Here is a 26614-nt window from a genome sequence, read left to right on the forward strand (position 1 = left end):
TTTAATAATTGATAGTTAAGTATTTACAATAATCGACTTACACCGAACTTTAGATTTTCACCCAAGCCTGCTTTCTATGGCTCTCGATAATGCGCTCGCAAATAATCAATTCTCTTAATCCATCTTCGAAGGTCGGGAACGTTGGTTTTTCGGGTTGCTTACCTTCTTTGATGGCGGCATAGACTTCCTTGAACATTTGCTTGGAAGTGTCGGGAAATCCTTCGTTGTGGCCTCCGGGGAAGCTGATCAGCGCAGCGGCTTCACTTGAGAACAGGGAAGGATCCTTCATCAAGTGATGGTTGGCTGTCTCGCGCTTGCCGATCCACATTTCATTGGGCCTTTCGGAACACCATTCGAAATTGGCCTTGGAGCCTGCGATCTCGATATTCAATCTATTTTTCCTGCCAGCATTAACTTGACTGACGGTCACGGATCCTTTATTACCATTGTCAAATCGCAACATGACTGTGGCATGGTCCTCGGTATTGATTGGAACTTCTTGGTAATCTTCTGCTTGTAGCATTTTACCAGAGTAGGTTTCGATGGCCTTCAGCGGCTTCAACCTCGTCTTGTGAACGGTAGAGAAATCTGCCATTACCTCAGTGATCTTCAGCCCAGTGACATATTCTGTCAAGTCCAAAAGGTGGGAACCGATATCTGCAATCGCCCGTGAATCGCCGGATTTATCAGGCTCCAGCCTCCAGTTGTAGTCAGTTTGGAGGAAAAGCCAGTCCTGCAAATAGGAACCCATGATGCTGTAGACATCCCCTAGCTCGCCGTTTTCCCGCATGTTTTTCATTTGGCGTACCATAGGGTAATAGCGGAGATTGAAATGTACTGCATTCACAAGACCCTTTTCCTTTGCCAATGAAACCAATTCCTCTGCTTCCTCGATTTTGGTTGCCAAGGGTTTTTCGCAGATCACGTGTTTCCCCGCAAGAAGGGCTGCTTTGGATTGAGAATGGTGCAGGAAGTTTGGCGTACAAATATGTACTGCATCGATGTCCTTTTGCTGCAGCATTTCGTCAAATGTGTATGCGTTCGGAATACCTAACATTGCGGCTTTTTCCCTGGCCAAATCGATGTTGACTTCACACAGACCTGTGACTTCGATATTGGGAAGTCTTCGCAAGGCTTCCAGGTGCGCTGGGCCGATAAATCCGGTACCCACGATCGCGACTTTGATTTTTTTCATAGGTTGATTTTGGTTTGATTCGATTTTTAAAGATAGAGGCAAGTTAGGAATTTAAAAACTCCCGAATCAAACTATCGGCGAAAAACAGGTAGCCCCTAAAATGGAAAAAGGCTACTGCAACAAGTGCAGTAGACCCTTTCACCAATTATGATAAGTTGAAAAAATATAGCCAAAAAGACGTTTAAAAATACTGTCTCTGAAAGATTTGAATATTGTTTTTTGAGTTAGGCAAAGATGATGGACATCACCGCTGCTGCTGCACAAAGAATCCCCCCGATGCGGAGAATTTTGGCAAAAGCAGCCCGCATAAAGTGGGATTTCTGGGCTTCCGAGCTTTCGAAGGTCACAACCCCATCTTGGTTTCGGTGGTAGAACTCATAGATGTCGGTTTCGAAATGATTCTTGTGGGCCAATACCAACAAGGTCAGCGAAAGTAAAACGGTCGCTAAAAGGAAATGATTTCTATTGAAACTGGTCGAGAATAAAGACGACGAACTGCTTGAAAACGGAAGAGGCATAATCTCGGCCTTTTGGGTCAAACCTGTTTCTGCCATATATGCAGCAAGTTCGGCTTTCTGACCGTTTTCATCGAAAGAATATTTCGCCGTTTGGGGACCAATCGGATTGGCTTTCACGAATGCACTGCATCCGACAAAAAGCAACAAACAAAATGTTGCTTTGAAAACTCTGGACAAATTTTTCATTTCAAATGGATTAAGCAAGCGTACTTAAATGGGTATTGGGTGATTTAAGTAGTTGAAAGTAAGGTAAAAATATCCGATTCGCAAAATATTATTTATAAAAAAATCTACATTACAGAATTTATTGGATGAAATATTTTTTTCAGCATGTGAAAAAACAATGTAGGTTAAAAGATTAGGTGAACGCGCTTCTGCGTACTTTCAGGCTGACTGCCTACATTGGGAAAAAACGTCCGCTTGTCCTTGCTTCTGAAAAGGAAAACAGGTATAATTTGTTTTAAAAGCGCCAATTTTCCCCAATCAAAATTTGAATTGGAAACATTCTATTTTTTCAAAAAAAAATTTTATATTCAAGCTTATTTTTAAAATAAATGAACGATTCTTTTCAGATTATTCCCTTCAAAGCCAAAGATGGCTTTCCGCTGAACCTCTGGAGATATGAAAATTCCTCCCGAACAAAAGGGCCTGTGCTCTTGGTGCACGGCGCAGGGGTGAGGGCAAACATCTTCAACGCCCCGACTGACAAAAACATCATCCAGGCGCTTGCCGAAGACGGATACGATGTCTGGTTGGAAAATTGGCGGGCAAGTATCGACCTAGAGCCTAACGAATGGGACTTAGACATCGTGGCTGAAAACGACCACCCAGCCGCGGTGGAGAAAATCCTTGCAGAAACTGGGAAAAAGGAGCTGAAAGCTATCATTCACTGTCAAGGCAGCACGAGTTTTATGATTTCTGTGGCCAAGGGTCTTGTTCCCCAGGTAACCACGATCGTCAGCAATGCAGTATCGTTCCACCCTGTCGTGCCAAAATGGTCGGTTTTCAAGCTGCGCTTTCTTGTCCCCGTTGTCAATGCCTTATTTGACTATTTGAACCCCCAGTGGGGATTGGAGGCGCCGAATCTCAAAACCAAGTTTCTCCGCAAAGTGGTCAAATGGACACATCCAGAAGATGATACCATGGTCGGGAAATTTGTGAGCTTCACCTATGGTTCCGGCTTTCCAGCGCTATGGTTGCTCGAAAACCTCAATGAGGAAACCAAACAGTGGATCCAACATGAATTTGCGGAGGTGCCACTCTCATTTTTTAAGCATATCCGCGACTGTGTCAATATCGGTGTCTTGCGACCCAACTATCGGAAAACCAGCAAAACCTACTTGGACGGGAATTTCAAACCCAAAGCGAGAATCGCATTATTTGGAGGAAGGCAAAACCTTTGCTTTCTGCCAGATAGCCAGCAGAATACTTTTGAGTATTTGGAGCGGGTGGACCCTGGAGTCCACAAATTGTACATACTGGAGAATTACAGCCATCTCGATGTCTTTTTTGGCAAAAATTCCCACAGGGATGTATTTCCATTGATGCTAGCCGAACTGAACAAATCCTAGAAAACCACATCTATGCCTCCCAGCAGAATCAAACGTTACCAAGGTCGGTATGCCTTGGTAGACGGTATTCCGTATCAAATGCCAATCAATGCCAAAAACTCCCCCGCACTCATGGCTGGATTCACCTGCGATTGGGAAAAGGCAAATGCACTCCTCCCCGGCAATGAGGTCCATGCGCTGAAGCTGCCAAATGGAAAAGCGGCGCTATTGATTACCATCATCAATTACCTAGATACGAGCATTGGCAAGTACATCGAATACAGCATTGCCATTGGGTGCACGCATGGACCAAAACCAGCGCCACCGATCCTCAACGCCATGATGCTTAAGACCTATGGGACGGGTCAGTACATTCTCGACCTACCGGTAAGCAGCGAGATTTCGGTCAAGGGCGGAAAAGGAATATGGGGAATGCCGAAACATAAGGCAAGCCTCGATTTCAAGGTAGGAGAGGATTGGGTCACCAGTCAATATGAAAAGGACGGCCAATTCGCGTTCAGGGTGGAAATGCGGCTTCCCAAGGGCAGTCCGAGCTTCCGGATGAAGATCGGCGCCACCAACTATTGCCGGTTCAGGAACATGCTCATGGCATCCTACATCTATTTTGATACCAAGGCCGAGGTAAATCTTTTTGGAAAGGCAAAAGCCAACCTATATATAGGTGACCATCCCAACGTGTCGGCGCTGAGAAATATCGACATCAATCCGGATCCGTTTTTCACGGTATTTATGCCCAAGGCCAACGGAATCTTGGATGATCACTTTGAATGTTGGTTTATGACCTATGACAAACCGCCGACAGCCATGCCCGAAGGACTCGTAAGCGTCGTTGATTTGGGCTTAAGTGAAGATTGGTATCCAGATCCACAAATAACTGATTTTCAGAAATATAAAATTTAGTTTCTTCAACCAAACCCCGCTGAATATGAGCTCCTTCAAACAAACAGTTGTCGATATAAGCAATGCGTATATCTTCTTTTGCGCTTCGATTTACTTGGGTATGTTTTGGTCCCTGCATTTCTTCTGGTTCCCCAACTATCCGTCCACGCTGAACCTCAGCAACTACTATGATGCGATTATCCCACAGACTACGCTGGCGACCAAGTTTTTCTTCATTACCATCCCGATCATGATTGTCTGCTTGGTAATCATGCTGATATCCGAATGGAAAACCAAGTTCATGTGGGTTCCTTTGGCTTGGATTCCGGGCTTGTTTGCTCCGGTAATTATCCAGCAGGCATTTATCGAAAAAATCAATGATGAGTTTTCAGCAGGTGTCAGCGACGAAGCCAGGCTTCAAGTGCTATTGGATGATTGGATGTACCTCAACGACCTTCGCTGGATCATTCTGACGATCATGTGGGGAGTCACCATGTACTTCTTTATCGCAAAAGCGAAAAAGTGAGTCTTGTATCTTGAACTCAACTGACCAAAAAAGCACTCCCATGCAATTCATCAAAAAATACCTTTCTCTCATTGTGTTGCTGATTTCCGTCGTGACAATTCTGTCGGGATTGACCCAGGTAGTCGCCCCGGGGTTTGTGCTCGGCGTGATTGGTGCGGAGGTCAATGCGACTTCCGCTCATTTCTTCGGTATTGTTGGGATGTTCATGGCCCTGTTTGGAGCGTTAATGGTACACAATATCTATGCGGTCCAGACGAGTCCAGTGACGGTTTTTTGGTGTGGAATACAGAAGTTGGGAGCCTTTGTTGCCGTGAGCCTTGGGGTTTTCAACGGGGTCTTTTCCGTATTGGCAATGGGAGTGGCCATTTTTGACCTGTTTTCTGCTGGGATTTTCTTTTTCTTCATCAAGACGATCAAGGATACATGATTCGCCTCGCCCATTTTTTCTTCTATACATATGTCGGGCTGGTGATTTTGGCTGGGTTTTGGGGTGCGTTTGTGAATCCCGTTTGGGACATGAAGGTTATGTTTTCTATCGATCTGGGACAGCTTTCACCGGACTCTGCCATCAATCTGATGAGCCAATACCGATTCTTGCGGGCTTTGGAACTCGGTTTTGGAATCGTTTCCATCTTATTTGTTGGCAGGATTTTTTCGGAGGAAAGCTATTGGAGGCTTTTTCTTATGGTCATGGGCCTTGGCGTTTTGGCAAGGGTGTTTTCCTGGTGCTTCGACGGCAATCCCAATCTCTTGACAAAGTTCTTCCTGTTTTATGAGGCTATTGGTTGGCTGATTATCTGGAAGGCGGGCTTGAACAAAATTCAAAAAACGGCATCCGATGGAAACTGAAATCCCAAGCCCGAAAAAGTCCCTCGTCCTTGCGGGTGGAGGCATGCGTGTCGCCTACCAAGCTGGCGTAGTCTTGGCCTTGGAGGAAGCTGGATTGCGGTTTGACCATGTTGACGGCACTTCGGGTGGCATCTTCAATACCGCAATGCTGGCAAGCGGTCTCCGTGCAAAGCAGATGGCTGGCAACTGGAGGACACTCAAGTTGTCCGGTTTTGTTTCTTTCACCCGCTTCCGAAATTATCTCAATCCTTTCAAAATCAATGGATTTGCCGATGCAGATGGTATCAAGAACAAAGTGTTTCCGCATCTCGGTATCAACATTTCCAAGATAAACGCCAACACTGATTTTCAGGCAAGTTTCAATGTGTGCAATTTCCTGGAAAAGTCAGTCGAGGCGATCCCGGGAGAGATTGTAAAGCAGGACCATCTTTTAGCTGGAGTTTCCCTGCCGATCTTCATGCCTGCCTTGCAGATTGACGACACCTGGTACACGGATGCCGTGTGGATCAAGGACGCCAATCTGTTAGAGGCAGTGCGACAGGGCTCAACTGACATTTGGCTCGTATGGGCAATCGGCAATACGCCCACTTTTCTCCGAGGTTCCTTTTCCCAATACGTACACATGATCGAAATGAGCGCCAATGGCGGTCTTTTGGAGGAATACAAGCAAATCGAGCTGATAAAAAAACTTCGGAAGCTGGAAGGGGACGACACGCCAATACGGCTGTTTGTGATCAAGTCAAGGATTCCGCTTCTGCTGGATCCTGATTTCTTTTTCAATAAAATCAATGCACGTGAACTTATCAATATCGGCTATTCCAACGCCAAAGACTACCTGAAAGCGGTACCCGAGGGTGGTGAAGTTTTGGATGAATCGTTGACAAAAAACAGAGAGCCAAATTACATCCTGAGCTTTAGAAGTTGTTTTTCAGGCAGCATCAAAATGGAAAACGAAACCGTTGGCGTAGGATTCCACCTCTATTTCAGGTTTTGCGAGTTTGGTGCAAGCCATGTTTTGGAAATCTATTCAAGCCTGGAAGACCGAAAAAAAGGGGAGGAGCAGCCCTGTTTTTCACATACTTTTTCCAAAACCAAATCTGCATTCCAAACCAAGTTGGTGATTCGTGGAAAAGTAATTAGAGGAGTAGAGCTGCTGGATTTCGATGCAGAAACAACCATGACCAATCCCATAGAATTGCTTTTGGGATTGAATTTCAAGCGTTTAAATTTCAAATTAAGGCGGGAAAATGATAAATTGATTGGGCAAGGAATCCTGACCCAAAGCATGAAGGATAGGATAGGGGCCATGTTTTATGCTCAAGTAAAGAGCATTTTTCCCCAAAGAATCGGTATCAAAAAGAAAATCAAATTGATCGAAAAATTTATAGCCCATGAAATTTGAAAGAAAACCCATGGTGGACTGGTACGACCCCAAGCAATTGGCGGCAACCGGCGTCAAGACTGTAGTATCCACCGTTTTTGGAAATTTTGCCGATCGCAGGGAGATGCAGGCAGCCTTGGATCCGGGAAAGGCCTATTATGATTTTTCGGATAGGGGTGATTTTTGGCTGGATTTCATCTCCGATTTGGGTGACGGATTCAATCCCACATTCACTTTGGCCCATTTGCTGGCCCAAGAAAAACTCGTGGTGGATGGTAATGTGACGAAAAGGGGAAACATCTTGGTCATGGGCGGGGATCAAGTTTACCCTACTCCCGAAATGGATGAATACAGGAACCGCTTGCAGGGGCCATATCATGCAGCTTTTCCCAAGAAAAGCGATGACAAGGATCCACCAAGCCTTTTTGTTATTCCTGGAAACCATGATTGGTACGACGGATTGACAAATTTCCTGAAAATCTTCTGCCAAGGCAGGTCTCTCGGCAATTGGAGAACAGAGCAGACGAGAAGTTATTTCGCCATCAAGTTGCCACACCGATACTGGCTGCTGGGTATCGATATTCAGCTCAATTCGGACATCGATGTGCCACAGCTGAAGTATTTCCAGAATGTCGCAGCGCACCCAGATATGCAGCCTGGAGACAAAGTGATCTTGGCTACTGCTGAACCAGCCTGGGTATATGAGTCATTTGATGAAAAAAACAGCTCCAACAAGCGCTTGAAATTCTTCGTCGACCGCATCATCCGCGGTGCCAAGGACGATCCAGATGATCCCACAGGATTTTACAATGGGAAAAATAAGGACATCCAAATCACCACCATCATCACGGGGGATTTGCACCATTATTCGAGGTACTTGGAAACATTGCCGGATGGCAACGAACGTCAACTGATCACGGCTGGGGGTGGAGGGGCATTCATGCATACGACCCATAGCCTAAAGCCTGAGATCAAAAAGTCGGAAGGCTTTGATGCGAGGTTCAAAGCCTCGTTTCCAAGTAAATCCGATTCACTCAACCAAAACACAAAGAACCTGCTATTCTTTTGGTACGGACCATGGATGGTCCTGATTTTGGGCTTGGTGCATGCGCTGACCTTTTACTTTCTTAAAGTAAGCCCAGCGGGTACCAATCGATCATTAAGTCCTCCGGGTTTTGTGTTCGCAGACCTATGGGACGTAATTGGGATGTCGATCACCACGCCAATGGTCCTGATTTTTCACTTGCTGTTTGCTGTGGGAATTTGGCAGTTTGCGGATGTCAAATCGGGAAACCATAAAAAGCTCAACAGTCTGGTCGGTCTGCTGCATGGATTAGGCCATGTGCTGATATTCAATTTGCTCGTGGTCAAGCTGCCCGATTGGAACAAAAGCCTTTTTGGCATAGAGGAGCTCTCCGGTTATCTGTTTTTCGCAGAAATGCTGATTTTGGGCGGTTTGCTCAGCGGGATACTTTTTGGGATTTATTTATGGTTCTGTTCCCGAATTCTAGGAAACCACATCACAGAAGCCTCTTCTTCATTCAAAGGGGAAGATTTCAAGAATTTTATCCGTTTTAATATTTCGGACAACGGAGTCACTATCTATCCGGTCGGCATCCGGAAAGTCGTCAAAAACTGGAAAAATGCCGGGACTGACGAGGACCCAAGATTTGAGGGCGACGAGCCAAAAGTAGAACTGATCGAAAAACCCATATTTATACCCAACACATGAAAAGACTATCAAAACCACTTTCAGACCTGAAAAAGCGCTACGATTTTGTGGTGGTGGGTTCAGGTTATGGGGGCAGTATCGCTGCATCCAGAATGGCCCGCTTGGGCAAGTCCGTGTGCCTTTTGGAGCGGGGAAAAGAATTTCTCCCAGGACAATTTCCCAGTACGCTGAAAGATGCAGCGGCTGAAATGAGCTTTCACAAAGGGAAAAAGGAATCCAAAAACAATGGTTTATATGAATTCACGCTTGGTGACGGGATCAACGTGTTCAAAGGCTGCGGTCTGGGGGGAACCTCGCTTATAAATGCCAATGTGTCCATCAAGCCAGAACCAAGGGTGATGGAAATGCCCGAATGGCCGAACGCCATCCGACAGGATTTGGCTTCTTTCGATGAAGGGCTAGATCGAGCCTGGAAAATGCTCCGTCCAAATCCCTACCCTGAAAACAAAAACGGGTATCCTGTTCTGAAAAAGACCAATGCCATGCGCAAATCAGCAAAGCATATGGCCGAAGAGTTCAGGCTGTTGGACATCAATGTCTCTTTTGAAGACAAGCTGGACAACGAGGTCGGGATTGCCCAGCCCAAATGCACCAACTGCGGAGATTGCGTCACAGGCTGCAACGTCGGGGCCAAAAACACCACGGCCATGAACTACCTTCCTGACGCCTTCAATCATGGTGCTGAGATCTTCACCGAAGTGGATGTCAGGTATGTGGAGAAGACTGCCCACGGTTGGAAAGTCAATTTTCAGCCCGCCAATACGGGCAGGGAAGTATTCAAAGCGGCGGATATGTTCGTATTTGCCGACAATGTGATTCTGAGCGCGGGATCTTTGGGTTCGACCGAAATTCTTTTCCGTTCAGCAAAAAATGGCCTTTCCCTCTCTGATAGGCTAGGGAAGCGGTTTACGGGTAACGGAGATGTGCTTGGTTTTGGATACAACAATAACGAGCCGATCAATGGCATAGGACTCGGGAAAAAGGCGACCAGCGAAGTAGCCGATGTAGGTCCCTGCATTACCTCCGTGATCGACATGCGCAAGCGCGCCAACCTGGAAGATGGAATGACGTTGGAAGAGGGCACCGCGCCGGGTCCGATCCGGGGGATTTTGCCAGGCATGTTGGCGGCCGCATCCAGATTGGTTGGCAAAGACACAGATCGGGGCTGGGGAGATCGTTTTCGTGAGCGAATCCGGGAAATCACCAGTTTTTTCAGGGGCCCATTTTATGGCGCGGTGAATCATACCCAAATCTACCTCGTGATGACCCACGATGATGGAAATGGCGAAATGACCTTCGACAATGATACGCTCCAAGTCAAGTGGAAAGGTGTCGGTAAACAGGAGATTTTTAACAAAGTTTCTGGAAAACTCTACAGCGCGACGGAGGCGCTCGGCGGTACAAAAATTCCAAATCCGACTTGGAACAAGGCGATGGATTACGACTTGGTTACCGTGCATCCACTGGGCGGCTGTGGGATGGCGGACAGTGCAGAGACTGGAGTGGTCGACCACAAGGGGCAGGTTTTTTCAGGAAAAACAGGCACCAATTTGCACGATGGACTTTATGTGCTGGACGGCGCAATTCTACCAAGACCAGTAGGAACCAATCCTTTGTTGACGATTTCCGCACTATCGGAACGTGCCTGCAAACTGATCGCCGAGCAGCATCATGCGGTACTCGATTATGGATTCCCTGCCCGAAAGGAGAAAGATCAGGCTCCTGAGACCAAACCCGGCGTGCAGTTTACGGAAACGATGAAGGGATATTTTTCCATGAACGAACAGGAGGATTTCGGGAAGGGATTTGATTTGGGAAAAAAGGAAAACTCACCTTTTGAGTTTACGCTCACCATCAGGTCCGAAGATGTGGCAAGCTTGGTCAATGTGCCAACGCACCAAGCAGGTATGTTTGGGAGTATGACTGCCCCGGCGCTTTCCGCCGCACCGATGACGGCATTGGAAGGCACTTTCAATCTTTTCATTGCCGATCAGAATTCGCCCGACAAAAAGAAAATGGACTACAATGCGACGCTTGTCAGCCAAGAAGGGAAGACCTACTATTTCCAAGGCTTTAAGGATGTCGACAACAACAAAGGCATCGATGTCTGGAAAGATACAACCACGCTTTTTATCACTATCCAGAAAGAAAACGCCAAAGGTCCGGTCATTGGAAAAGGAAAACTGATCATCGAGCCGGCTGATTTTGCCAAGCAAATCACCACGATGAAGGCGCTCAACTGCGATAGCAAAGTCGAGGAAATACAAGCGCTTACCTCCTTCGGCAAGTTCTTTGCCGGTAACGTGTTTGAAACCTATTTCAAAAACCGGGGAAAAGATTAAGGATAAAATTCCCTAGAGTTTTTTCTTCAACCGGCTATACCAATCCGGCGGATTCGTCCTCTCCTCGAGTTTGCCATTGATATAGCCGGTGAATTTTCTGAAGAGATTGCGGTTTTGATATTGCTGGTTTTGCTCCCCGATTTGGGTCAGATAACGGTAGAGTTCGCTGCTTTGGGCCGAAATTGTAACCGTTTCAAGAGAATCCTTTTTGCCATCATCAAAGATGATCGTGTATCCAGCGTTGGACCTACTTTGTTGTGGTTGAATCTTCAAGCCACCCGATTGTTTGTAGGAAGCGGCCAATGTGGGATAGATCAATCGCTCATACCTTGCCGGAAAACCATATGCATAGGCTCCCGTATCGGGAACAATGTAAAAATAATCAAGGCTGTCTTTTTTGAATTCCGACTTCTTAACCCTGCGCAGGTCTTTGCTGGCGACCGCCGAATCAAGCAACTTCCTATCAAACTGGAAAGGATAAAAGACCGTCGTAAGCAATTCTCCGGCATTACCCCCTGAATCCAATACGTAATTCACCAACACAGAATCCACACTGAATTGATGGATATTGATGACAGTAAGGGTGTCAAAAATCCGCGGATCACTACCTACTTGGCTCAGGCTATATTTTGATTGATGGATATCGCCACTCGCCAGGTTTCGCTTGGATAGACTTCTGATTGCGCTGTTGAATTGCTGGCTGTAGGACGCAAAATCCTCAAACCACAGGTGCATTTCCCATTCCTTTTCCTTCCAATTTCCGCTTTGGTCATGGTTAACAGTCAATGGCGCCTCCCTTCTCCAGACTTCTTGCAACAAGGTAAGCTCACTTGGATCAATGGTGCCGTCCCCGGCGATATTCAAGATCTGATAGGAAAAATAATTGAACGGTTCTCCCAAATCGTATACAGTCAGCTTTTTGAGCCTGTTGATGCCGAATTTCAGTTGGGAGGCGAGTAGCGTAATTGAGTTTTTTGTCCGCGAATCTTGGATAGGCAAGTTTCTGAGACTATCGAGCTGCCTGATTTTCTGTTGGTAAATGGAATCAAATAGCGAAAGCTCTCCCAGGCTGACAATGCTGTCTTTTTCGATCTCGTGTACCTGTTGGACAAATGGGTCATGGTGAAATACGACCTTTTTGATTTCCTGCCCAATCAAGAGCGTGAACAGGTTTTTGAGGGTTTCTTCTCCCTGTTTTTCTGCGTTTTGAAGGATGTTTGCGCGGTTGGCGAAGTCCTTCAGTTTTCTGACGCAGTACTCTTTGACCTTTTTGGCATCTTCAAAGTCGATCCTGCCGTTGACATCCAGAATCTCAAAGCCAGGTACTCCCTTTTCTGGAATAAACCAAGGATTGATATCTGCATTCAAAACCGTCGGGGCAAGGCCCATGATGTGGATTTCCTGTTGATCAGGGTAATAGACCAAAGCCGAAGGATCCAAATCGGTGAAGTCGAACCCTGCTTTCACCCAACCGCGACCTACCATCGCGATCTTCCGCCGCAGTTCTTTTTTTGTAAATTCCTTCTTCTTGGTGTCATAGTAAAAGGCCATGAAGTTGCCCGGCAACGCTGATCCTTTGGCCAGATTCGCCTCATATATCGCCATTAGTGCTTGGTCCTGGGTTTTCGGATCGAAATCAAAGTTTCTCTTGTCCAGCTTTTCCGTGGCGCTTCGGTACCAATATTCCAAAACCTCCAAAAACATCGGTTCCGCTTCCAAATCTTCCAAATAACCGAGATAATCCATTTTTTCCCGGATGTTGTTCCGATCCACATCCTGCCGTACGATCCTGCGCCGTTGTCGCCGATCCATGTCAGTGTAGTTGAGGACAAATTGCTCGCGCTCGGCTGTAGATTTTTCCTCAAACTTCCTCAGATTATCTATGGCGGCGACCAAGTCTGAGAATACCGCTTTGGCCCTTTCTTGGACGTTTTCATCTTCAATAAATTCCATTCTAGCCTCTTCGAGCGAAGAAATGACTTCACCGTAGTATTCCGCCGTCACCAATTGGCCGATACTTCGGATCTCAGTTACCATGTTTGCCGTATCGAGAAGCTTTGCTTTTCCTCCAAAAATCCCAAATGGGTTCCAAATAAATAAAGCCACAATGACCACCAAGACGATGATCACGTCCAATATGAACTTCCAGTTTTTGAGAAATGAAAATATCATGGCGTAGTGGCTAGCGAATCCGGTGCGGCGAGGAGGTTGACTTTGGAAAGTATGAGCGCATCACTTTCGAAGGTGATGTAGATTTCGTCGTATCCCAACGTCGAAAGCAATACCCGAAACAATTGTCTGGTATTGTTTTGGGAAGTCTTGACAATGCCCATGTACTGTAGATTGTCCCGAATGTCCAGTTCGGCATCGCGGAAGAACTGTTCCTGATCACGGACGTTGATCCGGTTGAGGAAAACCTTAGGGTCGGATATCGTTGAGTCAGCGACAAAGCTTGAAGGTGGATAGGAGAAATTGATCACCTCAATCGGAGGGAGGCGGAGAAAAATCTTACTCCCATCTATCCTGACGTCATTTTCTTTGATCTTATTCAGGTCAATCCCTGTTTTGATTTTGGCTTGGGAGTAGGCCATGAAGGTGGCTTCGCTGACTTTGATGAAGGCGAGTCTTTTTGTCTTCGTACCAAAAACGATCTTGTCCACCACAAACTCAGTTGTAGCCAAATCCGCCGCGTTCTGAATTTTTCCCACTACAAGGGCCCGATCGTCTTTCTTGCAGGATGCAAACAGGAGGTTGATTCCCAAGAAAAAGACGCTTAACCTCCGGCTGTCTATGAGTGTGTTCATGAATATATTTTCTTGAATTTCGCGTAGGATTCGGCCAACTTGATATCGTACTTGTTGGCCTTGTAGCCTTGACCGTTGTATCCAAATGCAAAGGCTGCCCAGTTGTAGGCGGATTCGTCTTCGCCCTGAATGTATTCATAGAGCTTTTTGCCCTTGTGGGATTTGGTCATAATGAAGGCCAAGAAATCGAGAAAATGGTAGAGCTCGTTTTCATGCTGCTTTTTCTCAAAATCTTTGTAATCAGCATAGTTCCTCGATTTGATATTGTGGTCAAGGTTTTCACCCAATATCTGAAACAGCCCCCAAGACGCGGAATAAACAGCGGCTTTTTCGTTGATGGCTTTGGCCTTGTTGAGCCTATCGTATTCGCCAAAACCGCCTTTGTAATAGTCCCTTGTCCAGAATTTATAGAGTATGTCTGGATTGGATTTTGAGAGCACTTCGATTTTTCCCTTTGCTTCTGCCTTGAGTTGGTCTTCGGTCTTGCCTTCTTTTGGCAATTTGGTGTATATGTCGTTGTACACGTGTTTCCAAAACAAATGCCCTTCAAAAAGAATCTTGGCTCTACCGTCACTCAAATGACCCCGGCCAGAGGATTCCACCGAGACGACGGCCTTAATGACAGGCATCTTGAGAAGGATCTTTTTGGGGCCATTGGCGAGGTTTTCCAGTTCCTCTTGAATCTGATCGTCATTGAGGATTTTCCTGTTGATATTGTCCTGAATCTGTACAAATGGGAAAAGGTTGGTGGTGGGCACTTCTTCACCTCTTGAAAGCATCAGCGCATTTTTCAACTCGGTTGCAGGGGAACCAGAAGGTACTGCGGTTGGCTTTGATGAATCCAAGCCAAAAGCCTTGTCCTCCTCTTCAAACTCAGCGTCTTCTTCCATCAACTCGTCCATAACCTCAGGCTGTGAACTTGGACGGGGACCGGTTCCGGGTTGCTCGGTTGCTCGCATTTCACCTTCGGGAGATGCGCCTGGCGCAGTCGTTCCGGTGCCGGCATTGGGATTTCTCCAGCGTTCCCGGAAGTATTTCAGAGACCTATCGCCAAAGTAGAAAGCGATCATCATCAGAAAGGCAGTTTCAAAAAACTCGAATTGCTGTATGCGCAGCTGCAATAGATTTGGATCGACATCGGTATTGCCCATGCTGCTGATGAGCAAGGAAATGCCACCGAAAAGCAGGGTAAATGCGATCATCCCTCGTACGGTTCCGGGCGGTAGCCCAAAGGTTTGGCTGCGGTAGGGATTATGGGTAGGCTCCCTTACGCCGCTGTTCGGCAGATCGACTCCGAATTCCCTAGCTTCTTTTTTCGCCTTCGCGATTTCTTTCCATTCCCCATCGGTAATCCCAAAATTGATATTGTAGTGATATACAGACCAAACGAAATAAATCATGAACACCGCAATCCAAACGACCATGATGAGCAAGCCCATAATCGCAAAGAGATTGTTTTGATTGAGGTACATTACAAAGCTGTACACCATCGCCAATGCCACCAATACGATGGAGAAGACAATGGTGCCCTTGAAAAAGACATCGTGGTATTTGTTGACGTAGTAGGAACCTGCCTCGTCCTCACCTCTGTAATGCCGAACCAAAATGGCATACAATAGGCCTACCACAAGCAAAGCTGGAATGATATAGGCCAAAAACTGCAGCTCGTCGTTGGAGTCCAAAGCCATATAGATGCCGTACGTGGCAACAATTCCAAGGGCAAAAACAGCCGCAACCTTGATGATCAATCTGATCTTTTTTTGGGTTAGTTGATTCATGTCTTTATCAGTTTACTTCTCTCAAACCAATTCTCATTCAATACTTGTATTGTCACCTGTTCATGTGATTCCAACAGGGCTGAGACAATCCGGTAAAATCTTTCGTAGGCCTTTTCAGAATACTTGAGCGCCATTTTGACGTCGACATTGATGCCATCAGCAATCAGGATGCACCCGTCAGTATGCTCGTGGGTATTTCCGATGTGGATGTAGATTCCCTCATAGCCAGGGACGTTTCTTAGGTGGATGTGCTTAGTAAACCAGTTGTATTTGGCTTGGTAATCCCGTGTTATTCGCGAATCTGCGGGATTGACAGGACTGAAGCCCACCTCATACAATCCCTCTGGAATCCGCGTTTTTCCCTTGATTTTTTCATCCCGATGGGTATCTTCGAGGGCATAGGCAAAAAATTTGTTCCTGAGGAAAAACATTCCCAAGGTCGTCTCGCCGTCATCCATGTACCGCAACAAAGTAAGCGTAGCTTTGCCAAGCGGCTCACCCAATTTGTCGCCCGCCTGTTGCAGCTGATTCTCTAGCTCATGGATTTTTTGTTGGAGTTCTGATTTTTCGGTTTCGCTAACTGTAGTCGTGCCTTGGATGGGAAGAACTTTTGCCGGCGCAGATGCCGGAATTGACTCAACCTGCTTTCCCGATTCTCCTTTAAATGCTTTCCCAATGGATTTAATCCCTTTGTCCGCAAGCGCCAAAATATAGCCGATGAATCCGATGAGGTACAGCCAAATTTTGCCCAGTAAATCGGGGTTTGTCACAAAAATCAACACGACTACCGCCAACAATGCAATGACAAGAAGTGCCGCAAAATTTTTCATAGAAATCCAAAAACCCGTTATTGAAGGAATCAATTACTAAAACCAGTACTCAAAAAACTCTCTAAGAATTCTAAAATTTAAAAAATCACTTTGTTAAAATCAAGAAAATAATGGAATATCAAAATTTATATTTATTGAAGCGGATTCTAGTAATGTTGAAATCCAGTTATATTCTAATCAGATAGTTTTAAAAATCAAGATGGAAAAAAATTCATACTTCGCCAAGATTGGCATTCTCTCGAAAACTTTCGGATAATAAACCCCTTCCATTTAAATCCGCAAATCACTTTTTGTAAAAAATGAATCAATTTTTTGATCAAAAGACTTAAACACGCCATTCTATTTTCCTAACTTGAAAGTCTAAACAACAATCTTTTCACAATGGCAAACTTTAAACTTCGAATCAACGGCACCGACCATCAGGTTGACGTTGAGGATGATACCCCGCTGCTATGGGTGCTCAGAGACCATTTGGGCTTGGTAGGCACGAAGTATTCCTGCGGAATAGCCCAATGCGGTGCTTGTACGGTACATATCAATGGAGAAGCAATGTTTTCTTGCACACTCCCAGTGTCGAGCGTTGGAAGCGATGAAGTCACGACGATAGAAGGCTTGTCCGAGGAAGGATCCCATCCTGTCCAAAAGGCCTGGGAAGAAGTGGATGTAGCCCAATGCGGTTATTGTCAGGCAGGTCAGATCATGACAGCGGCAGCATTTCTTAGAAAAAACCCCAAACCTACGATGGAGGAAATCGAGAATGCGATGAACAGGAACATCTGTAGGTGTGGCACTTACCACAAAATTCGTGAAGCAGTGGCAATGGCAGCTAAATCGAAATAATCATGGCAACAATCACAGATACAAAAAGAAGGGATTTCCTGAAATTGGCTGCTACGGCCACGGGAGGCTTGTTCATTGGTTTCGGCTGGTCGAGCTGCGACTCGCCAAAGGTGAAGGTGCTTAGCACAGACGAGATTCTGGCACAAGCCAAGAACTTCAATGCCTATCTTTCCATTTCCCCAACCGGAGACGTAGTGATCTATTCTCCAAACCCCGAATTGGGACAAAACATCAAGACCTCTTTTCCCATGGTCGTTGCGGAGGAATTGGATGCGGATTGGTCCAAAGTCAGGGTACTCCAAGCCAACTTGGATACTGAAAAATATGACAGGCAGTTGACCGGCGGTTCTGGTGCGATGCCTCATTCTTGGGAAAGACTCAGAAAAGCAGGTGCGACCGCGAGACATCTTTTGGTGGCAGCAGCGGCCAAAACTTGGCAAGTTTCAGCCGAAGAAATCACCGTTGAAAACGGGGTTATTTCCCACAAAGGAAGTAGCAAAAAGGGACATTTTGGGGAATTTGTGGCAGAAGCATCCACAATGACAGCTCCTGAGGATGTCAAACTTAAAGAAAAGAAGGATTTCAAGATCATTGGAACTCCGGTCAAAAACGTGGATTCCAAGGACATGTACACTGGCAAGCCCCTGTTCGGATTGGACTTCTACCGCGAAGGAATGGTCAATGCCATGATCCAACGTCCACCGTTCGGAATGAAGATTAAGGCTGTGGACGAGTCTGCAGCTAGGGCGGTTCCAGGAGTATCCGACGTGGTGGTCATCGGCAACAGTGTTGCTGTGGTCGGTGAAAAGACCTGGCCGCTGATGAAAGCAAAGAAACTGCTTCGAGTCGAATACGAACCCGATGGCTCTGTAGAAAGTACAGCAGACCATGACCGGCTTTTCCAACAGTTATTGGCAACGGGAAAAGCTGATGTCAAGAGGAAAGATGGAAATGTGGACGCAGCATTCAAGTCGGCGGCACAAGTTGTCACGGCAGAATATCAGTGTCCATTCCTGGCGCATTCGCCCATGGAGCCGGAGAACTTCTTTGCGCATGTACAAGGCGACAAAGTGGAACTGGTTGGGCCTACCCAAACCCCGGACCGGGCAAGACAGGACACAGCGCAATTGTTGGGAATCCCACCAGAAAACGTAACGGTTCAGATCACGAGACTTGGAGGAGGATTTGGCCGAAGGCTTCGGACTGATTTTGCTTTGGAGGCCGCGCAGATTTCCCAAGCTACAGGAAAACCGGTGAAAGTGACCTGGAGCAGGGAAGATGAATTGACAGGAGGTGCCTATAGACCAGCGGTACGGTACAGGTTTGAAGCTGCATTGGATGCTGAGGGCAATATGATCGGCTACAAACTCAGGGGAGTTGGTATGAATGCCGGGAACTCCACTCGGGAGAACAACTTCCCATCGGGCGCGGTCGATAACGTGCTGATCGAATCCATCGACCACAAATCCAGCATCACAACCAACGCTTGGCGTGCGCCGATTACCAACTTCTTGGCTTATGCGGAGCAGTCTTTCTTAGACGAAGTCGCCTTAGCCGCCAAAAAAGACCCCGTACAATTCAGGTTGGATTTGTTGCAAAGAGCAAAAACAAACCCGGTTGGCGAATTGGGCTATGATGTGGACCGTATGATCGGCGTCGTGAAAACAGCTGCTGAAAAGTCGAATTGGGGTAAAAATCCTGATGTGCAACAAGGATTCAGTGTTTATTTCTCACACCGATCCTATGTTGCCCAAGTGGCGGATATCGTGATGGAAAACAATACACCAACTTTGAAGAAGATCACCGCAGTGACGGATTGTGGGATGGTCATCAATCCCACTGGTGCAAACCATCAAGTGCGCGGCGGCATCGTAGATGGCATGGGACATGCAATGTATGGCAACCTCACCTTCGAGAATGGCTTACCGAAACAACGGAATTTCGATACCTATCGCTTGATTCGTCTAAAGGAAGTTCCAGAAATAGATGTTCACTATGTGGATAGCGGTTTTGATCCAACTGGATTGGGTGAACCGGCGCTTCCTCCGACAGGTGGGGCGATTGCCAATGCAATATTCAAAGCAACGGGTAGAAGGTTGAGAAGCCAGCCATTTATCGAGCAAAAGGAATTTTCTGATATCCGACTGGAAATACGAAGAGCTTAGATTCGAAATTTGTTGGATTGGAAAATTCGAAATTTCTTTTGAACCAAACCAATTGTTGAAATGCAAAAAAGCCTCCAAGTTTAATTTGGAGGCTTTTTTCTTTACTTTTATATTTTTTCTCTGCTCTCGGAAAACCCTGATTTTTCAACCTTCAAATTTTGTAATTTTCCAACTTTGAAATCTCTCAATTCAACTTTTCCGCTTCAACCCGAAGTAGCTCATTTTCATCCGCTTTTCCAGCAAGGATAAAATCCAGGGCTGCCTGTGTTTTTGCTTGACCTTTGTTCAACAGCACGCCCAAAGCCAACATTACCGCGATACGTGTCCCGACTTTTTTGGCGGGCGTGTCAAAAAGCGCCTCAAGTTCCTCATAGCTAACTTCCTCTGCGAATACTTTGATCGAATTGATCGCAGATTCCAACTTATCGCCGGAAAGATTGGTGAGCTTCTTCCCAATTTGTTGAATCTCGTTCAAAGCCTTTTTTTGTCCTTGGGGTTGAGCTGGTGCTTGTGGTTTTGGTTGGGCCTGGGTTGGCGTTTGGACGTTTTGCTTTGCCCAAGTGTCCTTTAGTCCAACAGTCTTATTGAATACCAGATGCCCATTCTTTGAATCCGGGTCAAGTGTGAAGTAGCCTAGTCGCTGGAATTGGTACTTGCTATCCATCGTGGCATTTGCCAGAAATGGCTCCAAGTAAGCTTTTTTGATCACATTCAGTGAGTTGGGATTGATAAACTCCATGAAACTTTTCTCCTCGTGTGCATCCGGCGCCTCATCCAAAAACAGGCGATCATATTCCCTGACTTCTGCGGTGATGGCATGGGCGATGGAAACCCAATGGAGCGTTCCTTTCACCTTTCGCTCACTGGCTTCGGTTCCGCTTCCAGATCTGGAATCCGGATCGTAGGTGACATGGATTTCCAGGATATTTCCTGCCGCATCTTTCACGACTGACTCACCTTTGATGATGTAGGCACTTTTTAGACGGACTTCATTGCCAAGCGAAAGACGGAAAAAGTTCTTGCCGCCATCTTCCTTGAAGTCCTCCTGCTCGATGTACAATTCCCTAGAAAAAGGGACTTCGTGACTACCTGAATTGGCCTCTTCCGGGTTGTTTTCCAAATGCAGGATTTCTGTTTGGCCTTCTGGATAATTGGTAATAACCAGTTTCACAGGATTGAGCACCGCCATCACACGGGTAGCGGTTTGGTTCAAGTCCTCTCGGATGCAGAACTCCAGCAAAGAGACATCCGTTACGTTGTCCCGTTTGGCGATACCCGCCAAATCACTGAATTTGCGGATGGAAGTCGGCGTGTAGCCCCTTCTTCTAAGGCCCGAAATGGTTGGCATGCGTGGGTCATCCCAACCTGAGACAATATTCTTTTGGACAAGTTCAAGAAGCTTTCGCTTGCTCATCACCGTATAGCTCAGATTTCTCCTTGCAAATTCCCTTTGCTTTGGTCTCAGCAACGATGGGTCATAGATTTGATCCAAATACCAATCATACAGCTCCCGATGTGCCCTAAATTCCAAGGTACATAGGGAATGCGAAACCTGCTCGACATAATCGGATTCACCGTGTGCCCAGTCGTACATGGGATAGATACACCATTTGTCACCTGTGCGGTGGTGATGGGCATTGATGATGCGGTACATGATGGGGTCACGCATGTGCATGTTGGGCGAAGCCATATCGACCTTGGCCCTCAGTACATAGCTACCCGCTGGAAATTCCCCGTTTTTCATCCGGTTGAAAAGATCCAAGCTCTCGGCGATTGGGCGATTTCTGAAGGGGCTTGCTGTTCCCGGACTTGTCGGCGTGCCTTTCTGCGCAGCGATTTGTTCGGAAGTTTGATGGTCTACATACGCCTTGTCATCCTTAATCATCTGCAAAGCCCAATCATACAACTGTTGGAAATAATCCGAGGCATAGCATTCATTGGCCCATTTGAAACCAAGCCAAGCAATATCCCGCTTGATGGCGTCTACGTATTCTTGTTCCTCCTTGGAAGGGTTGGTGTCGTCAAAGCGTAGGTTGACAGGCGCTTCGTACTTTTCCCCCAAACCGAAATTCAGGCAAATGGAAGCAGCATGACCGATATGCAAATAACCGTTGGGTTCTGGAGGGAATCGAAAACGGAGCTTTTCCTGCGGAAAACCGTTTGCCAAGTCTTCTTCGATGATATGTTCAATGAAATTCAGGGATTCTGTAGATTCTTTCATGGTCGAAAATAATGGGCCAAAAATACTTCAAATGCTAGGAATTACAACCAAAAACCATCCCCGACAAATCCTAAATTTTCTTTTGTCTAGCATCTCATATCTCACGTCTCAATTCTCAGATTTCATCCATCCCGCGCTCCGGCCAATAGGGACCAATCAACTTGAGCTTACTGCTGGCCTCGTCGATTTCGAATTGAACCTGGACACTGTCGCGCTCTTGCTCATGGATGGCAAGACAGGCGTTGAAAAAAACCAAATCAAAATCCAAGATCAACGACCCACTTGTGCGAGAAGAAAAATGGGGTACCGATTTGAGTTTGACGTTTTCAGCGACAGCACCTTGCTTTTTATAATAATAGGAAAGAAAAATCCCAAGATCCATTTCCTTTTCGCACAATAGCTTGGAGATGGATCGCTCGGAAGTGCTATCAAAGGGAAAATCAAATGTCCAGGTTTCTTGCATTTATTTTAAAAGGTTAGGCTTTGCTTAAGCCAAAATTACCAAAACTAACCTTAGCGCCCTTGTAATAATCGCAAAAAGGCGGATTGAACATCAAAACTGCTCGGCCCATACGATTTTCCGAAAAACAAGGGCTTGGAAATTGGCTCAGAAAGTCTTTTCACCATGGATGCGGTGTGCCGTCGTAATTCACAAAACTTCCTGAATTCTCTAGCCTAGCTTTTTCGAGTACATTTTGGATGATCAATTTGACGGATTCTTCGGGAGTGAACTCCGCCTTTTGGCCTCCCATATCTGTTTTGACCCAGCCGGGATTCACATTGAGGCAGATAATACCATCGCGCTTTAGCTCAAATGCCATTGATTTGTTGAGCACATTCAGCAGGTTTTTGCTGCCGACGTAGCCATAGTGTCCACCGAAGCGGAGATTGTTGACCGATGCCAACCAGCTTGAAATATTCAAGACCACAGGTTGTTGGCCTTTTTTTAAAAGCCCACGGAAGTGTTTTACGACTAGCAGGGGTGCGATGCTATTGATATGGATGACTTTGAGCATTTCCTCGGCATCCAATTGGTCCAGGTAAAAGGCCTTGGCCATTTTATCTTTATCAGCATAATCCTTTGGATTGACCCCAGCGTTGTTCACGATCAGGTCGATCCTACCAAACATTCCGGCCGACCACGTCGCCAATTGCGCCAATTGGCCTTCGTCGGTGACTTCCAAAGCCCTCGGATACACTACTAAATCCTGATCATTGAGGTTTGCTGCCGCTTCACGAGCCTTTTCAAAATCCCTTGCCGTCAGGATGACCTTGTAGCCGCCTTTTGCCAATTGCCTACACCATTCGAATCCAAGCCCTTTGTAGGCGCCGGTCACCAAGGCTATTTTCACCTTTTCAAAAGTTTAAATCCGATTTCCCGTCCTTGTCCTTGGAACATGGCCAAGTTGATCCAAAACCAGGCGAATTGTTCCATCAACTCGAATTTGTCATTGCCACCGATAGGATAACATTCCCCAAATCCCGCGTCTTTAGCCAATTGGATGGCTGCGGCTTTCCCCTTTTCACTGTCTCCGGCAACAAACATGTCAATGGCCTGATTGTAATAAACAGGATTGATCATATTGTTGAAACCAGTAGTATTGAAGCATTTGACAATATCTCTGGTCTGGGTATTCGCCAGAATTGCCGCTGCGGTAGTTTTGAATCCCTGTGGTCCACGTCCCATGACAATGTTCATGGCGTCAATGATGATTTTGCCGGTGGTGTCCCCTAAGGATTGGGCAACCTCGGCGGCGGCTGGAGCGGGCGTTGCGATCAAGATGATGTCAGCTTTTGTTACAGCCTCGCCCACGGTATGTGCAGTGGTATTTGGATTTTTCAGCAGTTCTTTTCCCTTGAAGTTCGTAAGATCCTGCACACCCAAAAAGATCTGATGCCCTGCCTTGGCCCATTTTGTTGCAAGTGCGCCGCCTACATTTCCGGTTCCGATGATTGCGATTTTCATATGATGGTCGGTTGATTGATGTTTAATTTAGTACAAATACCCTTCAAAAGGCTTAGCAGGTGCGGGAAGATCCTTATCGCCAAGCATCTCTCTCAAGTCCCGTTCAATTGTTATGCAAAGTGCCGTCAATGGCACATCTGTGATTCGGTTTTCAAATGGATCCTCATTGACTTCGCCGACCTTGGCCAGGATCGCAAATACGAAGGAAATGATCAGCGTAACGGGAATTACTAGATAGCCAATTTCCATACGGCCGAAGTCGCCAATCAATGAAAACGGAAGCAGGAGCATAAAGGCGTAAAGGAATAGCCTTGTGAAAAAATCGTATTGGCGGAGTAGGGGCGTGTTTTTGATCCGCTCGCAACTTCCCTGGTAGTTAGCCAAAGCGAGCAGTTGGCCCTCCATTTGAAAGGAATCAAATCCTCCCAATGTGCCATTGGACATGGCCTGATAGATTTTTCTTCCCATCATCAGCTGAAGAAAATTGGGCTTGTTTTGACTATTGGTTAAAGTATCAAATTCATCTGAAGAAAGATAAGTTTGGAGTTCTTCCCAATTATCCTGTTTTCTCAAGTGTAGCCGAAGCGCGTGTGCCCAAGCAATGCAACACTCCACCATTTCCTTTTTGAAGGATTCGCTTCGTTCCTTTTCGTAATTGGCTTGATGTGAGTGACTGTCCGTAAACGTGATGATCAACCTCGCCAAGATTCTGCTTGAGTTAACGATTCCGCCCCAAAGGGTCCTTGCTTCCCACCAGCGTCCATAGGAGCTATTGTTCCGAAAGGCAATAAAAATCGCTAAAGCACTTCCGAGGATAGCTGAAATGGAAAAGGGTAATGCAATAGCGCTTATCTTAAATTCAAAAATTATCCAGACCAGCATGGAAACCAGCAATGAAAAGATTATTTCCCTGTGGACATACCCGAAAACCTTGATTGGGTTGAAATTTCTTTTGAGGATCATAGCGTCAATTTTTCTTGATTTGATAGCTCAGGCCGAAGGTGAGAATTCGATCCACCTGCCGGACTTTTGAAGTGACTACCTGCTCGTAGGTGTAGGTATATTGCAAAGCGGCGGCGAGACCCTTCCAAACAGGCAAGTCGATTCCCATCTCCAAGGAAGCGCGGTTGTTGGGTACATCTTCGATGCCTGGTTGCCAATAGGCAGTATAGTAAAGCCTTACTTTTTGCTTAAATAATCTATGCCAACCAGCCAGATAGACCGTTCCCCTCCAGATTGGGATGGAGCTTCGCCCATTGTAAAAGCCTTCATTGAATTGATCGTCTCTAAAGGAAGTATTTTCATAAATCAGACTTCCTGATAGCTTGAGATTGTTTTTGGAATGTTGGATTACCTGCCAAGTGTATCCCGCACCCCCGAAAAACCTATTTTTGATTTCCCTCCGAAAATTGGTCTGAATAAAAACCATGGCAAACGGGTAGTATTTGCGAAAAGGTTTGAAATACAGGTAGTTTCTGCTGTTGATATCATTGTCAACTTTGAACCCACTGAATTCTTGGTAAAGGCTGTTGTTTTGGCTTTTGAATACCAAGGCTTTGTTGGTATTGCTGACGACATCCAACCTGCCACTCACAATCAGCAAATCCACGTTTCCTTTTTGCAAAGCCCCGGTTACACCTGTACGAAGTTGGAAACTTGCCGTGTCGCTTTCATTCAATTGGGCCTTGGCAAGGAAGGTAAGGGAATAGAGGAAAAGGCAAATCAGTAGCCTTTTGTCTTTCAAAAAACGTAAATCCTTTGCCTCCATTCCTTGCATGAAATTATTTGGTAAGCATTTCCACGACCATTTCAGCCGCAGCAGCGCCTGAGTTTTGTTGTTGGCCGGTGATTAGGTTGCCGTCTTTGATGGCATAAGAGGCAAAGGGTGCTGATACTTTGAAGGTTGTTCCCTTGATTTTTCTGGCCTCGTTTTCTATCCGGTAGGGCTGAATTTTCATACCTACCGCCTGATCGGCAAATTCCTCCTCCGCATCTGCGAATCCTGTCCAGGTTTTTCCAGCTACCAACAATTCCCCGTTGGACTTTTTCGCCTCCAAGAGCAGGGTAGTGGAATGGCAAACAGCTGCACTTGGTTTGCCGGCTTCATAGAAAGCGACAAATAGTTTTTCCAATTCTTCGTTTCCTCTGAATGTATACATCGGGCCTTGTCCACCAACAAGGAAAATAGCATCAAAGTCTGCCGGATTTACCGCTGTAAGCTTTTTGGTGTTTTCCAGCATGGCATTGAATTCAGGCTTCTGCATATAGCCTAGTGAAATCACGTCATGGGCTGAGTAACCGCTCGGATCGGTAGGATTGGAGTAGCTGTCCATTTCCAGTTTGCCACCTTCCGTGGACACCAACTCCACTTCGTATCCTGCCTCTTGGAAAACCCGTAAAGGATGGGTCAACTCCGCGATCCAAAAGCCAATCGGCCAACCTGTTTGTTTGGAGACGGATGGGGAACTAGCCACCATGAGAATTTTTCCTTTGGATGGCGCACCGTGAAAGTGCACGTAGTTTTGTCTTTCTTGAATCTGGGTCATGATCGTAACTTTTTTGTGTTGAGGATGAACAAAGTTTGGTTTTTACACTACCTTTAACAATATACTTACCCAAATTCACGATATGCACCTTTTGGTGAGAAATGGAAAAATGACTCATTATGCCTGATTTTATATTTAATAAGAAGCTGTACTACAATCCTGTCGAGTTTGCGATGGACAGGATAGGAGGGACCTGGAAAATGCCCATACTTTGGAGATTGAAAAATCGCGTGATGCGCTACGGAGAGTTGAAGAAGGATATTCCTCACATTACGCACAAGATGCTAACAAGCCAGCTAAGGGAATTGGAGGAGGAAGGTTTTATTGTCAGAAAAGTTTATCCCGTCGTGCCTCCGAAGGTGGAATATTCGATTACAGAGCGTGGACTATCCGCCATTCCGATCATTGACACGATCCGCAACTATGGCCTACAGTTGATGAATGAATTTGGAATTGATCATAAATAACCGA

24 protein-coding genes are annotated in these 26614 nt (G+C 46.1%); 11 read left to right on the plus strand and 13 right to left on the minus strand.

Going from position 1 to position 26614, the window contains the following annotated elements:
• Positions 1–49: 49 nt before the first annotated feature.
• Both C943_RS13870 and C943_RS13875 read right to left on the minus strand, forming a co-directional pair.
• On the minus strand, positions 50–1195 hold the full coding sequence (locus C943_RS13870; protein WP_008628905.1) for a Gfo/Idh/MocA family protein: 1146 nt from the start codon (positions 1193–1195) through the stop codon (positions 50–52).
• A 224-nt stretch (positions 1196–1419) separates the two neighbouring features.
• Positions 1420–1899: a hypothetical protein gene (locus C943_RS13875; protein WP_008628907.1), complete on the minus strand. Its 480-nt coding sequence runs from the start codon at positions 1897–1899 to the stop codon at positions 1420–1422.
• Between the two features lie 368 nt (positions 1900–2267).
• Between C943_RS13875 and C943_RS13880 the strand changes: the two genes are divergently transcribed.
• The 8 genes from C943_RS13880 to C943_RS13915 are packed head-to-tail and all read left to right on the plus strand — an operon-like array spanning position 2268 to position 10993.
• Positions 2268–3284 carry a hypothetical protein gene (locus C943_RS13880; RefSeq protein WP_008628912.1) on the plus strand — a complete coding sequence of 339 codons (1017 nt, stop codon included), beginning with the start codon at positions 2268–2270 and terminating at the stop codon, positions 3282–3284.
• 12 nt (positions 3285–3296) lie between these two features.
• Positions 3297–4184, plus strand: coding sequence for an acetoacetate decarboxylase family protein (locus tag C943_RS13885; RefSeq protein WP_008628914.1), 888 nt, complete (start codon positions 3297–3299; stop codon positions 4182–4184).
• Positions 4185–4209: 25 nt separating this feature from the next.
• Positions 4210–4689, plus strand: a complete 480-nt coding sequence (locus tag C943_RS13890; protein WP_008628916.1) for a hypothetical protein — start codon at positions 4210–4212, stop codon at positions 4687–4689.
• A gap of 40 nt (positions 4690–4729) precedes the next feature.
• The gene (locus C943_RS13895; RefSeq protein WP_008628918.1) at positions 4730–5116 is read left to right on the plus strand and encodes a hypothetical protein; all 387 of its coding nucleotides are present in this window, start codon (positions 4730–4732) and stop codon (positions 5114–5116) included.
• Positions 5113–5538: a DUF4345 family protein gene (locus tag C943_RS13900; protein WP_008628921.1), complete on the plus strand. Its 426-nt coding sequence runs from the start codon at positions 5113–5115 to the stop codon at positions 5536–5538. Before C943_RS13895 ends, C943_RS13900 begins: the two co-directional genes overlap by 4 nt.
• Positions 5528–6940, plus strand: a complete 1413-nt coding sequence (locus C943_RS13905) for a patatin-like phospholipase family protein (protein ID WP_008628923.1) — start codon at positions 5528–5530, stop codon at positions 6938–6940. Before C943_RS13900 ends, C943_RS13905 begins: the two co-directional genes overlap by 11 nt.
• Positions 6930–8651 carry a metallophosphoesterase gene (locus C943_RS13910; RefSeq protein WP_008628925.1) on the plus strand — a complete coding sequence of 574 codons (1722 nt, stop codon included), beginning with the start codon at positions 6930–6932 and terminating at the stop codon, positions 8649–8651. The genes C943_RS13905 and C943_RS13910 overlap by 11 nt, the downstream gene beginning before the upstream one ends.
• Entirely contained in the window at positions 8648–10993 is a 2346-nt protein-coding gene (locus tag C943_RS13915) for a GMC family oxidoreductase N-terminal domain-containing protein (protein WP_008628927.1), read from the plus strand. The genes C943_RS13910 and C943_RS13915 overlap by 4 nt, the downstream gene beginning before the upstream one ends.
• Before the next feature lie 12 nt (positions 10994–11005).
• Here C943_RS13915 and C943_RS13920 read toward each other — a convergent pair whose 3' ends face one another.
• From C943_RS13920 to C943_RS13935, 4 genes are read right to left on the minus strand one after another with little or no spacing between them, the layout of a single operon-like run.
• Entirely contained in the window at positions 11006–13165 is a 2160-nt protein-coding gene (locus C943_RS13920) for a DUF4230 domain-containing protein (protein WP_008628929.1), read from the minus strand.
• Positions 13162–13797, minus strand: coding sequence for a DUF4230 domain-containing protein (locus tag C943_RS13925; RefSeq protein WP_008628930.1), 636 nt, complete (start codon positions 13795–13797; stop codon positions 13162–13164). The genes C943_RS13920 and C943_RS13925 overlap by 4 nt, the downstream gene beginning before the upstream one ends.
• Positions 13794–15575 carry an N-acetylmuramidase family protein gene (locus tag C943_RS13930; protein WP_008628931.1) on the minus strand — a complete coding sequence of 594 codons (1782 nt, stop codon included), beginning with the start codon at positions 15573–15575 and terminating at the stop codon, positions 13794–13796. The genes C943_RS13925 and C943_RS13930 overlap by 4 nt, the downstream gene beginning before the upstream one ends.
• On the minus strand, positions 15572–16405 hold the full coding sequence (locus C943_RS13935) for a DUF5675 family protein (protein WP_040480696.1): 834 nt from the start codon (positions 16403–16405) through the stop codon (positions 15572–15574). Before C943_RS13935 ends, C943_RS13930 begins: the two co-directional genes overlap by 4 nt.
• Before the next feature lie 381 nt (positions 16406–16786).
• On the opposite strand from C943_RS13935, the gene C943_RS13940 reads away from it, so the two are divergent.
• The gene (locus C943_RS13940) at positions 16787–17245 is read left to right on the plus strand and encodes a (2Fe-2S)-binding protein (protein WP_008628933.1); all 459 of its coding nucleotides are present in this window, start codon (positions 16787–16789) and stop codon (positions 17243–17245) included.
• 2 nt (positions 17246–17247) lie between these two features.
• Positions 17248–19410 (plus strand): xanthine dehydrogenase family protein molybdopterin-binding subunit, encoded by a 2163-nt coding sequence (locus C943_RS13945; RefSeq protein ID WP_008628936.1) that lies wholly within the window; start codon positions 17248–17250, stop codon positions 19408–19410.
• Between the two features lie 184 nt (positions 19411–19594).
• Here the strand turns inward: C943_RS13945 and C943_RS13950 are convergent, their stop codons facing one another.
• The 7 genes from C943_RS13950 to C943_RS13980 all read right to left on the minus strand — a co-directional run bounded on the left by C943_RS13950 (position 19595) and on the right by C943_RS13980 (position 26143).
• On the minus strand, positions 19595–21631 hold the full coding sequence (locus tag C943_RS13950) for a glutamine--tRNA ligase/YqeY domain fusion protein (RefSeq protein WP_008628941.1): 2037 nt from the start codon (positions 21629–21631) through the stop codon (positions 19595–19597).
• Positions 21632–21746: 115 nt separating this feature from the next.
• Positions 21747–22094: a hypothetical protein gene (locus C943_RS13955; protein ID WP_008628942.1), complete on the minus strand. Its 348-nt coding sequence runs from the start codon at positions 22092–22094 to the stop codon at positions 21747–21749.
• A 157-nt stretch (positions 22095–22251) separates the two neighbouring features.
• A complete protein-coding gene (locus C943_RS13960) occupies positions 22252–22983 on the minus strand; it encodes an SDR family oxidoreductase (RefSeq protein ID WP_040480698.1) in 732 nt (243 codons plus the stop codon).
• Positions 22980–23597: an NADPH-dependent F420 reductase gene (locus tag C943_RS13965; RefSeq protein ID WP_008628945.1), complete on the minus strand. Its 618-nt coding sequence runs from the start codon at positions 23595–23597 to the stop codon at positions 22980–22982. Before C943_RS13965 ends, C943_RS13960 begins: the two co-directional genes overlap by 4 nt.
• A gap of 27 nt (positions 23598–23624) precedes the next feature.
• Complete coding sequence (locus tag C943_RS13970) at positions 23625–24560, minus strand: bestrophin family protein (RefSeq protein WP_008628946.1); 936 nt, start codon at positions 24558–24560, stop codon at positions 23625–23627.
• A 4-nt stretch (positions 24561–24564) separates the two neighbouring features.
• On the minus strand, positions 24565–25365 hold the full coding sequence (locus C943_RS13975; RefSeq protein ID WP_157198559.1) for a DUF481 domain-containing protein: 801 nt from the start codon (positions 25363–25365) through the stop codon (positions 24565–24567).
• A 13-nt stretch (positions 25366–25378) separates the two neighbouring features.
• The gene (locus tag C943_RS13980; RefSeq protein ID WP_008628960.1) at positions 25379–26143 is read right to left on the minus strand and encodes a type 1 glutamine amidotransferase domain-containing protein; all 765 of its coding nucleotides are present in this window, start codon (positions 26141–26143) and stop codon (positions 25379–25381) included.
• A 119-nt stretch (positions 26144–26262) separates the two neighbouring features.
• On the opposite strand from C943_RS13980, the gene C943_RS13985 reads away from it, so the two are divergent.
• Positions 26263–26610: a winged helix-turn-helix transcriptional regulator gene (locus C943_RS13985; RefSeq protein WP_008628963.1), complete on the plus strand. Its 348-nt coding sequence runs from the start codon at positions 26263–26265 to the stop codon at positions 26608–26610.
• Positions 26611–26614 lie beyond the last annotated feature (4 nt).

The sequence above is a fragment of the Mariniradius saccharolyticus AK6 genome (assembly GCF_000330725.2).
Taxonomy (GTDB): Bacteria; Bacteroidota; Bacteroidia; order Cytophagales; family Cyclobacteriaceae; genus Mariniradius; species Mariniradius saccharolyticus.